Source organism: Streptomyces sp. SCUT-3, from assembly GCF_014083985.1.
Taxonomy (GTDB): Bacteria; Actinomycetota; Actinomycetes; order Streptomycetales; family Streptomycetaceae; genus Streptomyces_H; species Streptomyces_H thermolineatus.
The window spans coordinates 1,553,455-1,568,054 of the sequence record NZ_CP046907.1 but is presented as its reverse complement, the minus strand read 5'-3'; the positions used below and the strand labels follow the sequence as shown (position 1 = coordinate 1,568,054).

General features: G+C 72.7%; 13 protein-coding genes. 10 read left to right on the top strand and 3 right to left on the bottom strand.

The window, feature by feature from the left end:
- Positions 1-53: 53 nt before the first annotated feature.
- The 4 genes from rbfA (at position 54) to GQS52_RS06745 (ending at position 2,854) form a co-directional block, all read left to right on the top strand.
- The gene (gene rbfA / locus GQS52_RS06760; protein ID WP_182312333.1) at positions 54-557 is read left to right on the top strand and encodes a 30S ribosome-binding factor RbfA; all 504 of its coding nucleotides are present in this window, start codon (positions 54-56) and stop codon (positions 555-557) included.
- Positions 558-559: 2 nt separating this feature from the next.
- A complete protein-coding gene (locus GQS52_RS06755; RefSeq protein WP_182312331.1) occupies positions 560-817 on the top strand; it encodes a hypothetical protein in 258 nt (85 codons plus the stop codon).
- Positions 814-1,713, top strand: a complete 900-nt coding sequence (gene truB, locus GQS52_RS06750; RefSeq protein WP_182312329.1) for a tRNA pseudouridine(55) synthase TruB — start codon at positions 814-816, stop codon at positions 1,711-1,713. Before GQS52_RS06755 ends, truB begins: the two co-directional genes overlap by 4 nt.
- A gap of 181 nt (positions 1,714-1,894) precedes the next feature.
- Positions 1,895-2,854, top strand: a complete 960-nt coding sequence (locus GQS52_RS06745) for a bifunctional riboflavin kinase/FAD synthetase (protein ID WP_182312327.1) — start codon at positions 1,895-1,897, stop codon at positions 2,852-2,854.
- 78 nt (positions 2,855-2,932) lie between these two features.
- On the opposite strand, the gene GQS52_RS06740 is transcribed toward GQS52_RS06745, so the two are convergent.
- From GQS52_RS06740 to eccE, 3 genes are all read right to left on the bottom strand, one after another.
- Positions 2,933-5,692, bottom strand: coding sequence for an SCO5717 family growth-regulating ATPase (locus GQS52_RS06740; protein WP_182312325.1), 2,760 nt, complete (start codon positions 5,690-5,692; stop codon positions 2,933-2,935).
- 340 nt (positions 5,693-6,032) lie between these two features.
- Positions 6,033-6,869, bottom strand: coding sequence for a hypothetical protein (locus tag GQS52_RS06735; protein WP_182312323.1), 837 nt, complete (start codon positions 6,867-6,869; stop codon positions 6,033-6,035).
- The gene (gene eccE / locus GQS52_RS06730) at positions 6,869-8,209 is read right to left on the bottom strand and encodes a type VII secretion protein EccE (RefSeq protein ID WP_182312321.1); all 1,341 of its coding nucleotides are present in this window, start codon (positions 8,207-8,209) and stop codon (positions 6,869-6,871) included. Before eccE ends, GQS52_RS06735 begins: the two co-directional genes overlap by 1 nt.
- Before the next feature lie 198 nt (positions 8,210-8,407).
- Here eccE and eccB point away from each other — a divergent pair, with 198 nt between their 5' ends.
- The 6 genes from eccB (at position 8,408) to GQS52_RS06700 (ending at position 14,432) form a co-directional block, all read left to right on the top strand.
- On the top strand, positions 8,408-9,928 hold the full coding sequence (eccB, locus tag GQS52_RS06725) for a type VII secretion protein EccB (RefSeq protein WP_182312320.1): 1,521 nt from the start codon (positions 8,408-8,410) through the stop codon (positions 9,926-9,928).
- Between the two features lie 455 nt (positions 9,929-10,383).
- Positions 10,384-10,704, top strand: coding sequence for a WXG100 family type VII secretion target (locus tag GQS52_RS06720; RefSeq protein ID WP_182311779.1), 321 nt, complete (start codon positions 10,384-10,386; stop codon positions 10,702-10,704).
- A gap of 63 nt (positions 10,705-10,767) precedes the next feature.
- Positions 10,768-11,058 (top strand): WXG100 family type VII secretion target, encoded by a 291-nt coding sequence (locus GQS52_RS06715; protein WP_182311780.1) that lies wholly within the window; start codon positions 10,768-10,770, stop codon positions 11,056-11,058.
- Positions 11,059-11,447: 389 nt separating this feature from the next.
- On the top strand, positions 11,448-12,596 hold the full coding sequence (mycP, locus tag GQS52_RS06710) for a type VII secretion-associated serine protease mycosin (protein ID WP_259371055.1): 1,149 nt from the start codon (positions 11,448-11,450) through the stop codon (positions 12,594-12,596).
- A complete protein-coding gene (locus GQS52_RS06705) occupies positions 12,589-12,909 on the top strand; it encodes a hypothetical protein (protein WP_182312318.1) in 321 nt (106 codons plus the stop codon). The genes mycP and GQS52_RS06705 overlap by 8 nt, the downstream gene beginning before the upstream one ends.
- A 38-nt stretch (positions 12,910-12,947) precedes the next feature.
- Complete coding sequence (locus tag GQS52_RS06700) at positions 12,948-14,432, top strand: hypothetical protein (RefSeq protein ID WP_182312316.1); 1,485 nt, start codon at positions 12,948-12,950, stop codon at positions 14,430-14,432.
- Positions 14,433-14,600 lie beyond the last annotated feature (168 nt).

The window sequence follows — 14,600 nt, the reverse complement described above, 5'->3', positions numbered from 1 at the left end:
ACCGACGGACGAAGCCGTCGGCCGGAAGAAGTGAAAGAGAAGGAGACGGACCAGTGACCGACACCGCGCGGGCGCGCAAGCTGGCGGACCGCATCCGGGTCGTGGTCGCGGAGACCCTGGAGCGGCGGATCAAGGACCCGCGGCTGGGCTTCGTGACGATCACGGACACCCGGGTCACCGGTGACCTGCGGGAGGCCACGGTCTTCTACACGGTCTTCGGGGACGAGACCGAACGGGAGTCCTCCGCCGCGGCCCTGGAGAGCGCCAAGGGCGTCCTCCGCTCCGAGGTCGGGCGGCAGACCGGGGTGCGCTTCACGCCCACCCTGAGCTTCGTCCTGGACGCCGTCCCGGACACCGCCAAGAACATCGACGAGCTGCTGGCACAGGCCAGGATGCGCGACGAGCAGGTGCGCAGCGCATCCGCCAACGCCACCTACGCGGCCGGCGCCGACCCGTACCGCCGGCCGGCGGCCGCGGACGAGGCGGACGGGGCGGACGGGGCGGACGGGGCGGCGGGCCCCGGCACGGGCCGGCCCGCGGGCGACGGGGAAGCCTGACCGTGGCCGAGCACCGGTCACCGGTCGGCGCCGGGACCGGCGTGCCCGCCCCGCGCCGCGTGCGCGGGGCGGGCGCACCGCCCGCCGCCGCGGGCGGCCGGGGCCTGGTGCGGACCGTGGTGCCGCGCGCCGACCGCGAACGCCACCACGTGCCCCTGGACCGGATCGAGGGGCTGATCGACGTGCTGCGCAAGACCGCGGAGGCTGACGCGGCCTTCCGCGCACTGCTGGACGACACGACAACGCCTGGGGACCGATGAAACGCAAGGGAACCGGGCCCGACGGCCTGGTCATCGTCGACAAGCCGGCCGGAATCACCTCCCACGGGGTGGTCGCGCGGATGCGCAGGCTCGCCGGGACACGCCGGGTCGGGCACGCCGGGACGCTCGACCCCATGGCGACCGGGGTGCTGGTGATCGGGGTGGAGCGGGCGACCCGCCTGCTCGGGCACCTGATGCTCACCGAGAAGGCGTACGACGCCACGATCCGGCTGGGCCAGAACACCTTCACCGACGACGCCGAGGGCGAGGTCACGGCCACGGTCGCGGCGGACGGCGTCACCCGCGCGGCGATCGACGCGGAGATCGCCCGGCTCACCGGCGACATCCTGCAGGTGCCCTCGAAGGTCAGCGCCATCAAGATCGACGGCAAGCGCTCCTACACCCGTGCGCGCGACGGGGAGGACGTCGAACTGGCCGCCCGGCCGGTGACCGTCTCGTCGTTCACCGTGCACGAGGTCCGCGACGCGGTCGCCGAGGACGGCACCGCGCTGGTGGACCTGGACGTGAGCGTGGAGTGCTCCTCCGGCACCTACGTCCGGGCGCTCGCCCGCGACCTCGGCGCGGCCCTGGGCGTGGGCGGCCACCTGACGGCGCTGCGGCGCACCCGGGTCGGCCCGTACACCCTCGGGTCCGCCAGGACGCTGGAGCAGCTGGAGGAGTCCCTGGACGTGCTGCCGATGGGGGAGGCCGCCGCCGCGGCGTTCCCCCGCCGGGACGTGGACGCCGAGCAGGCCCGTCTGCTGGTCAACGGCGTCCGGCTCGAGGCCGCGGGGCTCGGCGCGGGGCCGATCGCCGTGTTCGGCCCCCAGGACCGCTTCCTCGCCCTGGTGGAGGAGAAGCGCGGGCAGGCGCGCAGCCTCGCCGTCTTCGTCTGAGGCCCGCAGGACGCGCCGCGGCCCGGCGCGTCCTGCGGCGGCCGTTCCACGGCCGCCCCGCGGGTGCCGCCGGTGCCGGTGCCGGGCTCCGGGGCCCGGCATGGCAGTCTTGGACCTGCACCTCGTGCAACAGGTGCAGGGATCAGAATCGGACAACGGGTTCGGGCGAGGAGCGGTCACAGTGCAGCGCTGGCGGGGCTTGGAGGACGTTCCCGGTGACTGGGGACGGAGCGTCGTCACCATCGGTTCCTACGACGGTGTGCACCGCGGCCACCAGCTGATCATCGGCCGGGCGGTCGAGCGGGCGCGGGAGCTCGGCATTCCCTGCGTCGTGGTCACCTTCGACCCGCACCCCAGCGAGGTCGTCCGGCCCGGCAGCCACCCCCCGCTGCTCGCGGCGCACCACCGGCGGGCCGAGCTGACGGCCGGGCTCGGCGTGGACGCGCTGCTGATCCTGCCGTTCACGGCCGAGTTCTCCCAGCTCTCCGCGGGCGACTTCGTCCGCACCGTCCTGGTGGACGCGCTGCACGCGCGGGTGGTGGTCGAGGGCCCCAACTTCAGGTTCGGCCACAAGGCCGCCGGCGACATCGACTTCCTGTCCGCGCTCGGCCTGAAGTACGACTACGAGGTCGAGGCCGTCGACCTGTTCGTCAGGGGCGAGGCCGGCGGGGGCGACCCGTTCTCCTCCACGCTCGCCCGGCGCCTGGTGGCCGAGGGCGACATGGCCGGGGCCCGGGAGGTCCTGGGCCGGCCGCACCGGGTGGAGGGCGTCGTGGTGCGCGGGGCGGGCCGCGGCGGACGCGACTTGGGCTACCCCACCGCCAACGTGGAGACCCTGCCCCACACCGCGATCCCCGCCGACGGCGTCTACGCCGGCTGGCTGGTCGTGGACGGGGAGTCGATGCCGGCGGCGATCTCGGTCGGCACCAACCCGACCTTCGACGGCACCGCCCGCACCGTCGAGGCCTACGCCATCGACCGGGTCGGCCTGGACCTGTACGGCCTGCACGTGGCCGTCGACTTCCTCGCCCGCCTGCGCGGCATGGAGAAGTTCGACACGGTCGAGGCGTTGCTGGAGAGCATGGCGGACGACGTCAAGCGCTCCCGCGAACTCGTCGACGCCTACGACGGTCCGCGGTGACCCGGAGGCGACGCACCCCGTGAAGCGGTGAGGGGGAGGGCCGGCCGGCCCTCCCCCTCACCGCTTCGTGCGCGGCCCCTACTGCTGCGGGGGCTGCTGCCAGCCCGGCGGGATGTACCCCGGCTGCGGCTGGGCCGGCTGGGCCGGCTGGGCCGGCTGGTTCTGGCCGGGCGGAGCCGCCTGCTGCGGGTAGCCGTACCCGCCGTCCTGCCCCGGCTGCTGGTTCCAGCCCTGGCCGGGCTGCGGCTGCCCGCCCTGCTGCGGCGGGTAGGGGTGGGCTCCCGGCCGGCCCTGCTGCGGGTAGCCGCCCTGCTGCGGGTAGCCCGCCTGCTGGGGGTAGCCGCCCTGCTGGGGCACCTGCTGCCCGGCCCCCGGGCCGTCGCCGCCCCACCCGCCCTGGGCCTGCTGGGTACGGGCGAAGTCCTCGGCCACCATCGCGGCGAGGTTGAAGTAGGACTCCCGGGTCTTGGGTCGCATCATGTTCAGGTCGACCTCGGCACCGGCCGCCAGGTGCTCGTCGAAGGGCACCACCACGACACCGCGGCAGCGGGTCTCGAAGTGCGACACGATGTCCTCGACCTTGATCATCTTTCCGGTCTCGCGGACCCCGGAGATGACCGTGATGCTCCGCTGGACCAGGTCCGCGTACCCGTGGGCGGTCAGCCAGTCCAGGGTGGTGCTCGCGCTGCTCGCCCCGTCCACCGAGGGCGTCGAGATGATGATCAGCTGGTCGGCCAGGTCCAGCACCCCGCGCATGGCGCTGTAGAGCAGGCCCGTGCCCGAGTCGGTCAGGATGATCGGGTACTGCCTGCCCAGGACGTCGATGACCTGGCGGTAGTCCGCGTCGTTGAAGGTCGTCGACACAGCCGGGTCCACGTCGTTGGCCACGATCTCCAGGCCCGAGGGCATCTGCGACGTGAACCGGCGGATGTCCATGTAGCTGTGCAGGTGCGGGATGGCCTGCACCAGGTCGCGGATGGTCGCGCCCGTCTCGCGGCGCACCCGGCGGCCGAGCGTTCCGGCGTCGGGGTTCGCGTCGATCGCCACCACCTTGTCCTGGCGCTCGGTCGCCAGCGTCGACCCCAGGGCGGTGGTGGTCGTCGTCTTGCCCACACCGCCCTTGAGGCTGATCACCGCGATCCGGTAGCACGACATCACGGGGGTGCGGATGAGGTCGAGCTTGCGCTGGCGCTCGGCCTCCGCGGCCTTGCCGCCCAGCTTGAACCGCGGCGCCACGTTGTTCTTGCGCGCCTTGGGCTGCTGGCGCAGCAGCCGGTCCGAGGACAGCTCCACCGCGGCGTTGTAGCCCAGCGGCGCCCCGTGCACGGTCCGCTGGGGGGCCTCGCTGCCCGGTCCCTGCGGGGCGGACGGCCAGGCGGCCCCGCTGCGCGGGTCGGCGGGCGGCTGGGGCTGCGCCTGCGGCTGGGCGTACGCCTGGGGCTGCGGGTACGGCTGCGCGGACTGGGGCTGCTGCGGGGGCTGCTGGGCGGACGGGTGCTGCTGCCCGGCGCCGGGCTGCGGATAGCCGTAGCCGCCGGGCATCGGCTGCTGCTGCGCCGGCCCGTCCCCGGAGTACGGGGGCATCGGCGCGTTGGCCGCCGGAGGCATCGGCGTCTGCCCCGGGACCCCCGGGGCGGGGGCCTGCGCGGGCGCGCCGTACGGGGCCTGGGCGGGCGGTGCCTGCTGCGGGTAGCCGTACCCGCCGGGCGCCTGGGGCTGGTTCGGCACACCGGGAGGCATCGGGGCGCTCTGCGGGTGCTGGTGGGGCGGCGGGTAGCCGTAGCCGCCGGGCGCCTGCTGCTGGCCGGGAACGGGGGCCTGCGCGGGCGCGCCGTACGGGGCCTGGGCGGGCGGTGCCTGCTGCGGGTAGCCGTACCCGCCGGGCGCCTGGGGCTGGTTCGGCACACCGGGAGCCGCCTGGTTCCCGTGGGGCGGCTGCGCGGGACGGTACTCCGGCGGCAGCGGGGGGAGGGAGCCGTGGGGCGGGGGCGGGGGCGCGGCGGGCCCGCCCTGCTGCGGCGCGGCCGCCCACCCCTGCCCGGGAACCGGGGCGCCCGCACCGGGGGCGCCGGGACCGGGAGCACCCGCCGGACCGGCGGCCGGGGCACCGGCGTCCAACGCCCCCTCGGGAGCGGGCGCGGCAGGCGACGGCACTCCGGGAGCGTGGGAGCCGCCCGCCTGGCCGGGGTGTCCGCCGGCCCCGGGGGAGTGCGCGTCGTCGGCGGCGTCCGGTCCCTGCGCGGCAGGGGTGTCGGAGGCGCCGTCGCCCCCGGTGCCGCCGGGGGCCGCGACGGAGTCCGGCGCCTGCGCGCCGTGCGGTGCGGGCTCCTCGGACGCCTGCGCATCGGGGGCCTGCGCCGCGGGGGTCTGTGCCACGGGTCCGGGCGCGGCGTGCGGTGCGGCGGGCCCGGGGGCGGGCGGTCCAGGAGGCGTCGGCGCCTCGGGGGCGTCGACGGGGTTCAGCACCGGGAAACCCGGGGGGCCGTCGGGAACCGGGGCCGCGGAGGGCTGCTGAGGAGCCGTCTGCCCGGGCGCGCCGCCCTGCGGGTAGCCGTACCCGCCGCCGTCGGCGGGCGGCTGTCCGTGCTGCCCCTGCTGCTCGGCGGACGCGGTCCAGGACGGCGCACCGACCGGTCCGGCAGGGCCGGTCACGGGCATCGGCGGGCCCGTCGGCGGGGCCTGGACGGCCGGTGCACCCGCACCCGAGGAACTGTCGTTCTCGGTGTACCAGGCCGGTGGGGTGTAGTCGATGGTGAACTCGCCCGTGAGGTCGGCGTCGGACCGATCCTCGTCGGGGGCGGCGCCGCCGGCGCGGATGTCGTCCCGATCGCTGTTCACTACGTGCCTCCAGGTCCAAAGGGTTCGCCCGCGGCGGCCGAGGTCCACGGGTGGGGCGCACCGCCTCCGGGCATGCGGCGCGCTGCGGTCGACCGGTCACCGGCGGGGAACCGGGCGGCCTCCCCGTGCCGTGCTCCTGCCGCTCACCGGAACAGCCTAGTCACCTGCCCCACGGGCACGGCAGACCTGTTCCCGGCACGTCCGCGAACCGCCCCGCCCCCGACCCCGCTCCCGCGCACCCGTGAAGACCGGGCCCGGAAGGGGAAAGGGGCGCGGCACCGGGACGCCCCGGAGGTGGGGCGGCGCACGCGGGCCCGCCCCGCCCTCCGCGGACGGGGCGTCAGTCCACGCGCCGTGCCGCGCCCAGCAGGCCGGTCTCGGCGTCCGTCGGCTGCGTCATGACGAACTGCCGGTGCTTGCGGGTGCACCAGAGGGTGACGTTGTCGCCGAGGGTGGACAGCGCGGACACCTCGGCCCGGGGCAGGCCCATGATCCGCCCGATGACCTCGGCCTCCTGCGGCGACACCCGCTGGACGCCGACCAGGTCGGCGTTGCTCAGCAGACGGGGCGCCGTCGGACCCAGGTACGGCAGGAGGGTCAGCACCGACTGCCACGGCGCCGAGGCGACCCGGCCCCGCGGAGGGCGGATGCCGCAGTCCCGCACGATCAGCACCGGGCTGGCCACCGACGGCCCCTGCGGGGACACCCGGCCGACCTGGTGCACCGTCACGCACTGCTGCCCGCCGCCGGCCGCCTGGGCCATCGGCGTCCACGCCTGGGGACGGCCGGTCTCGACCGCGACCCTGGCCCCGGTCGCGGCGGCGCGCAGCGCCACCACCTGGGCCAGCCACATGCCGCCGACCAGCAGGACGTCCAGCCTGGTCGGGCGGCTCAGCCCCAGCACGGCCGGCTGGTTGTGGGTGTCCACGCCGATGACGACCCCGTCGTCGCCGACGGGCAGCGACAGCGCCGCCAACTGCTCCGAGGGCAGCACATGACGGTCGCGCCTGGGACCGAGCAGGCCGAACGCGGGACGCAGCCGCCTGCGCTGCTGCTCCGGACCCGCCCCGGCGGGCCCCGCGGCGTACGGGGGCCGTCCCTGGGCGGGGCCGGCGTAGCCGTACCCGCCGCCCCCGGACTGCTGGGGGACGGAGGTGCGGAAGGTGGGCGCGGACATCAGCGGGTACCTCCCAGAGGCAGAGTGGCAAGGATCCCGGGCAGCTGCTCGCGGTCCAGCCGGACCAGGCCGAGCTTGACCGCGGCGGCCCGGCGCTCCAACTGGCGCCTCGCCTCGACCAGTTCGTTCTCACTGCGGCCGGTCAGCCGGACGAATCCGGAGACGGCGGCGGAACCCGTGCCCTTGCCGGGGGCCAGGGTCAGCGCGAACGTGCTCGCCAGCGCGGGGGAGGAGGTCAGCAGGTTGACCAGGTCGGGCATGGGGGAGGCGACGGACCCCAACTGGGGCCACCGGCCCACCCAGTAGGTGGTGTGCCAGCGGTCGTCGCACCGCCAGGCACGAGTGGTCTCCGAGGTGCGGCGGGCGGACCGGCTGCCGTCCATGGCCGAACCGGCCGTGGTCGCAAGGGGGTTGACGCAGGTGGAGGTGGCGACCGCGGAGACGATCTCCGGCTCGTCCAGGACGTGGGCCTCGAAACCCGCGCCGGCCAGGCGGCTGGCCAACTGGTCGGCCGTGCGCAGCACCGCCCGCCGCGCGCCCTGCAGTCCGCCGCCGCGTGCCTCGACGGCCTCCGGGCACAGCTCGGGGTCGAGCTTGAGCGCCACCCAGGTCAGGCGCAGGCCGGGGGTCTGCGTCTGCGCCTGGAGCGGGGCGTAGGAGCGGGCCGCCATCGCCTGCTCGGGCAGGTGCGGGGCGGGCGCCGGCTGGGTGTGCTGGACGACCTGCACCGACGCCAGGCGGATGTCGTCCACCTCGAGCACGGCGTGCAGCAGGTCCAGCGGCAGCGGCCGCGAACCGCGCTGCGGACGCAGCGGCTCGTCGCCGGCCGAGACCTGCACCAGCGCGGTCAGGAACGTCCCGTCACCGACCAGGCCGACCGAGCGCTGCTGCCGGTCGGTGAACGAGTAGGTGCGCAGGGCCGGTTCGCACTCGACCGCCGGGGCGAAACCGGGGTCGGTCCCAGGGGGGACCGGAACGGCGTTGCGCTTCTGGCGGTTGCGGAGCGCCCGGGCGGCGGCCAGCCACTCGGGCAGCGGCCTGCTGCGCCTGCGCAGCAGGGAGAACAGCACCAGGGCGGCGGACACGATCGCGGCCGGAACCAGTGCCAGCGGATGGATCGTCCAGGCCGCGAGCAGCAGCGCAAGGGCCAGTTCGATCACGATGAGCTGGTGCACCCGTACCGGGCCGATGCTCCCGGGACGGCGGGACAGGGTCAGGCTCGCGGTGCCGGGGCGGGAGGACCGCCCGGGCGGTTCCGGCTGCCCCTGCCCTCCGGTGTGCTGCGGTTGCTGCTGGCGGCGTCCCCCGCTTCGGCGCCGGGAACTGGTCGCGCTGGTCATCCCCCGGAACAACCCCTCTTGTTTGTCGGTCCGCCGCGCGCAGTCCGTCGGCTGCGGCTGGCGGCGAGATCGCGGTACCCCGTACCGTACGGTGCGATCGTCACACGGCATAGTAGGGGGCCCCGCGGCCACGGTCGCCCTGCGGTCGGGGCGGGGCCCGCACAACAGCACAGCGACACACGGGGAGTTGACGCGTCGATGGCAACACGTAGGGATGAGCTCAACGCATACACCTTCGCGCGCAGGCGCACGGTGGCCGCGTTCCTGCAGCCGTCCCCGCACGGTTCCGAGGAGGGCGCCCCGAGGCCGCTGAAGGCGGTCATGCCCAGCCTCGTCGTCGGCACGCTGGTCCTCGTCGGATTCGGCGCGTGGGGAATGATCAAGCCCGGCGCGCCCAAGGGCTGGGACACCCCCAACGCGAAGGTCATCGTCGGCAGCGAGTCGACCACCCGTTACGTGGTCCTCAAGAGCGGCAAGGGCAAGAAGCAGCTCCACCCGGTGCTCAACCTGGCCTCGGCCAAACTCCTGCTCGACCCGTCCAAGTTCGACGTCATCAAGGTCAACGAGTCCGAACTGGACAAGAGCGGCATCAAGGTCGGCGCCACCATCGGGATCCCCTACGCCCCCGACCGGCTCCCGGACGCCAAGGACGCCGAGACCCGCAAGTACTGGGCACTGTGCGAGCAGATGGGCGGCGAGGGCCGGCAGAAGAGCCAGAAGGCCCTCTTCGTCCTCAACGAGAAGGACAGCAAGCTCGTCGTCAAGAACAAGAACAGCCTCACCGACCGCGAGGCCCTGTTCGTCAAGGGCCCGGACGGCGCCGAGTACCTCGTGGACTCCAAGGGGACGGCCCACAGGCTGGGCCGGGACCAGTCCTCGAAGTTCATGAACCTGCTGCGCCGCGTCGTCTTCGAGGAGGGCGCCCAGCCGCAGTCGGTGTCCGCCAAATGGCTGAGCACCCTCAACCCCGGCCTCCCCATCGACTTCCCGCCGGTCGACGGCGCCAACGAGACGTCGAACGCGCCGAACCTCGCCCCCGAGTACGCCAAGGTCGGCCTGGTGCTCGAGGCGCCCTCCGGCTCGAAGACGCACAAGTACGTGGTGCTCAAGGACCGGGTCGCGCCGGTGTCGGACTTCACCGCCCAGCTGCTCCTGGGCAGCCCGCAGACGGAAGAGCTCTATTCCGGCCAGGTCCCCAGGCCGGTGAAGGTCGCGGCCCAGGACATCACTCCGGGAGAACCCTTCCTCGACGACGTCGACTGGCCCGAGCCGGCCGTCGTCCAGGCGAACAACGTCACCAAGGAGGACGGGCGCAAGGTCTCCTGCAGCGTCTACCACGGTGAGAACAACTCCCTGACCAAGCGGCCCCTCATGAGCGTCTGGGCCGGCCGGGACTACCCCGAGGACGTCGTGCAGAGCGGCAACAGCACCTACGTCTCCCCCGGCAGCGGCCTGCTGTTCCGGCAGGTGACCGGCTCGGACCCGAACGTCGGCCTGGTCTTCCTGGTGACGGACACCGGTCTGCGCTACTCGGTGCCGAACAACGGCGACAGCAAGGCCGGCGGCGCGGGCAAGGCCGACGACAAGACGAGGGAGGCGCAGGTCCGGCTCGGGTACGAGAAGACCCGCCTGGTTCCGGTGCCCAAGGTGTGGTCCGAACTGCTCTCCAGGGGGCCGAAGCTGGACACCGACAGCGCCAAGCAGCCGCAGAACTCCTGAGGCGCCGGGCGCCGGGTGCCGCCCCGGGTTCTCCCCGGGGCGGCACCCGCCGTCGCCGCTCCTTCCCCTCTCACGGTCCTGTCCCTGCCGCACGTCTACGGCGGTCCCCGCGGTGCGGGTGAGGGGATCGGGGAGAAAACGTGGAGGACCGGAGGCGGAGCCCTTCCGGGAAGTCGCCGTCACGGCCGTCGGCCTGCCGGATAGCCCCGCCCCCGGCAGGCCGGCCCCTGCCCGAGCCCTGCAAAAAGCACCGGTCAAACCGATTGCCGCGGGAGGCAGTTGGGGGCTCTCATGGGAATGTCATCGGTGCGTCACAGCTGCCGCTCTCCTGTTGGGGGTGCGGGTGGGTGTGGCTAGAGTAAGGAGCGGCATCGGCAGGTGGTGCCGACCGGGCGCCCGGAGCGATCCGGGCGGGCGGAGCCAAGTTTTCTACGTCTCATGGGGGACAAGCGAGCATGGCCGGACAGCAGTTCACGATGACCGAGGAGGAGATGGTTGCTTTCAGCAACCGGATCCAGTCGGTCAACTCCTCGATCCAGGGTCAGATCAAGCGCCTGCAGACGGTGATCGACACGATCACCGGGGGCTGGAAGGGTTCGGCGGCCACCGCCTACAACAACCTTCAGAACCAGGTCAACCAGGACGCGAACAAGATCAACGACATCCTGCTGGACATCAAGGAAACGATCGACGCCACGACGAAGAACTACGCGGCGTCCGAGGCCGAGCAGCAGTCGGCGATCAACAACATCGCGGCGGCGTCGCCGTTCGGGTGATCCGCCGCGCACGCGGTTGCGTGCGTCCGGGTCCATCCAGCGCAGAATTTCTGAGGAGACATCATGTCCGGGCAGATCCTCGTCAATTTCTCCACGATCTCCACTGCCGCCAACGACGTGCGGCAGACGGCGAGCAGCATCAAGAACCAGCTCGACGACCTCGAGGCCGGCGTCAAGAAGATCGCCACGACCTGGGAGGGCTCCGCGCAGGAGAGCTACCGGGCCAAGCAGGCCGAGTGGGACAAGCGGGCGCTGTCGATGCAGCAGACCCTGGAGCAGATCGCCAAGGCGCTCGACCAGGCCGCGCAGAGCTACCAGGCCACCGAGTCGCGCAACAAGGCGATGTGGGGCTGAACCGGCCGGTCCGAGCAGTTCCGGTGCGATGAGGAGGGCGGGTGCGTGCACCCGCCCTCGTCGGCCGTTCCGGAGCCGTCGGACCGGACGGACGGCCGGCCGGAGCGCGTGATCACATCCGCCCCGGCGGGCCGCCCGCCGCACCGCAGCACGCAAAAACGCACCAACTGTCACAACGCCCACTCCGTGGGGGAGGAGCGAATCCTGTGGGACCGCGCGTCGTGAGGTACACCGCCGGGCGTTCGACGGCGGCCGCGCTCGCCGCTCTCGGCCTGTTCGCCGCCGCCGTGCCGGCCGCGGCGAACACGGCGGCCGTACCCGGACCAGGGCCGGGCCGGGGCACGGGAGCAACGGGGACGGTCCTCGCCGAGGACGGCGAAGACGGCGGCGTGAAGATCGACAACACCCAGTGCACCTTCCCTTCCGACCCCATCAAGGGAACCCCCTGGTCGCTGCAGAGGGTCCTGCTCGACCAGATGTGGCAGGACACCACCGGCCGCGGGGTGAAGGTTGCCGTCATCGACACGGGTGTGGACGACGACCACCCGCAGCTCGCCCAGGCCCTCGACCGCGGCGCCGGCGCCGACTTCCTCAAGGGCAAGAGCGAGGGCGACGAGACGACCGACCTGGTGGGCCACGGGACCAAGGTGGCGGGCATCATCGCCGCCCGCCCGTCCCCCTCCACCACCGGCTTCGTGGGGATCGCGCCCGGCGCCACGATCATCCCGATCCGCCAGAACGACAACAACGGCAGTGGAACGGTCCTGACGATGGCGAAGGCCATCGACCACGCGGTGGCCGCGGGGGCCAAGGTCATCAACGTCTCCCAGGACTCGGCCTCGAAGCTGAGCAGCGGATCCGTCCTGGCCCAGGCCGTCAGGAACGCGCAGGCGAAGGACGTCCTCATCGTCGCCTCCGCCGGCAACGACGGCGCGAGCGGCAAGGAGAAGGAGACCTACCCGGCCTCCTACGAGGGAGTGCTGGCCGTGGCCGCCTCGGACCGCAACAACGAACGCGCCCCCTTCTCCCAGCCGGGCTCCTTCATCGACGTCGCGGCCCCGGGCGTCGACATGGTCTCGACCGTCCCCAAGGGCGGGCACTGCCTCGACAACGGCACCAGTTTCTCCGCCCCGTACGTCGCAGGCGTCGCGGCTCTGATCCGCGCCAAGCACCCCGACTGGAACTACCAGCAGGTCATCACCCAAATCCTGCAGACCGCCGAGCGTCCGCAGGTCGGCAAGGACCGCTTCGTCGGCTGGGGCGTCGTGGACCCGGTCGCGGCACTCACCGAGGACGACACGGAGCCCGGCCAGGAACCCGTCGAGAAGCCGGTTGCCGCACCGGGCAGCGGCACCGACATCCAGCCCGCGGCGATCGTCCTCGGCGAGAGCCCGCAGGAGCGCACCGAACGCATGGCGGTCTACGCCGTGGGCGGCGGCCTGGCCGCCGTCGCCCTCCTCGCCGGCGGATCGATCGTCCTGCGCGACTGGCGGAGGAAGAACGGAACACGAATGAACGGGGAGGCCAGGCATGGCTGATCAGTACCGTGTCGACCTGAGCGAACTCGACAGCGTCGTCAAGAAACTGAACGGCGTCCTCAAGGACGTGCAGGACACCAAGGGCAAGGCCAAGTCCGAGACGTACCTTCCCCCCGGCGCCCTGGGCACCGGCTTCGCCGAGGCGAGGAACCTGGAGACGGCCCACGTGTCGATGAAGGACCAGATCGAGGCGATCATCGACCACCTCGACGACGTCATGGACAAGTTCGGCCAGAAGACGGTCAGCACCAAGAACGCGTACGAGGAGAGCGACTACGAGATCCAGGCCGCGCTCTCGCAGAAGCAGAGCTGACGTTTTCCGCCGGACAGGAAAGTAGGGGGTTGTGGGCCGTGGGTGAGAAACGGACCGAGTACGAGTACCACGAACCGGGTGCGGCCTCGGGCTACCCGGAGAGCCACGAGACGAAGTTCGCCAACGAGACGCTGCCCGCCATGAAGAAGATGGTGGCCAACGCCAAGCCCGGCGAAGTCGAGCGGGTCTCCAAGGCGTGGAAGGACATCGAGACCAAGCTGGTCGGCGGCGGCGGTGTCAAGGAGACCTTCGACGCCGCGGTCGAAGCCGTCCTCAAGCACTGGGAGGGCGCGGCCGCGGACGCCTTCAGGGCCCACGCCAAGAAGATCAGCAAGAAGATCACCGACAGCGCGAAGTACGCCGAGAACACCTCAGTGGCGATGCAGGGCGCCGCGAGAGCACTCGCCGCGTACAAGCCGGTCATCGACAACATGGAGATGCCCGACACCCTGGACAGGGCCGGCGACTTCCTCGGCGATCTCGGCGACCGCGGCGGCGACAAGGCCCTCGACGCCGACATCAAGGGCAACGTCAGCACTGAGGAGGCACTGAACAAGCACCACGGAAGCCTCTCCGCCGGCAAGGAACGCCAGCTCGAGGCCGCCATCGTCATGGAGCAACTGGGAGCCGCCTACAACTCCCAGGCCAAGGCAATGGGCTCGTGGACAAAAGAGCGGAACGACAAGAGCGAGGACTTTCCGGGTCCGCCTGGTGGAATTCCACCAGTGACGACTGTCGTTCCTATCTCCTCTGCGGTATCCCGCCCCAGTCCGTCAGTGTCAGGTGGCGGAGGTGCAGGAGGACGAGGAGGAACTGTTGCCCCTTCAAAGCCGGTTGCTCCTCCTAGGGATTCGGCAGTCATTGGCGGCGCGCAGAAGCCTGTTCCTGGAGCCAAGCCTCAGGTGGGGACCGTGATCGACGGTATCTCCGGGGGAACCGGGGGAGGCTCTGTCGGCGGCGTTGCCACCGGGGGCGCAGGAGGCTCTGGAGCGGGCGGAATTTCCGGCGGGGGGATCGCCGGCGGCGGGGCAGCGGGCATTGTGGGCGGGGCCCGCGGTGTCGGTGGCGTCGGTGGCCGTGGCACCGCTGGAGTCGGCGGCACTGCCGGTCGAGGTGCGGCAGCCGGCGGTGGAGCCGCCGGCCGCGGTGGCGCAGCCGGAGCCGGGCGTCCCGGAATGCCCGGTGCTGCTGGTGCGGCTGCTGGGGGAAGAAGCGGTGCAGCATCCGGCCGTGCAGGAGCCCTGGCCCGCCAGAAGGGCGGAGTCGTCGGCGGCACTCCGGGAGCCGGTGGGGCCGGCAGGGGAACGGCCGGTGGTTCCGGCCTCCACCGGAGCCGAGGAGCCGCACAGGCGGCGAGGGGCGGCGGCCGTCCCGGTGGTCCGATGGGCGCAGGTGTACCTCGTGGACGCAGTGACAGGGAAAGAGAGGAAAGCCGGCGGGAGGGAGAACGCCCGGACTACCTCGTGGAGGACGAGGAGACCTGGACGCCGCAGCGCAACACAGCTCCTCGAGTGGTTGATTAAGCGACTCGGGGACGAATTCCAGCAGTGAGAGTGCGGGGTAGAAGGAGAAGGGGGTGCAGCCGTCTGGCTGCACCCCCTTCCCCCTGCGAAAGGCCATCATGGGAGTTTTGAACTGCGGCTCCTGAAGAAAGAGCGCTCCCTGCAAGAGGAAGCTTGGGGAACATGGAA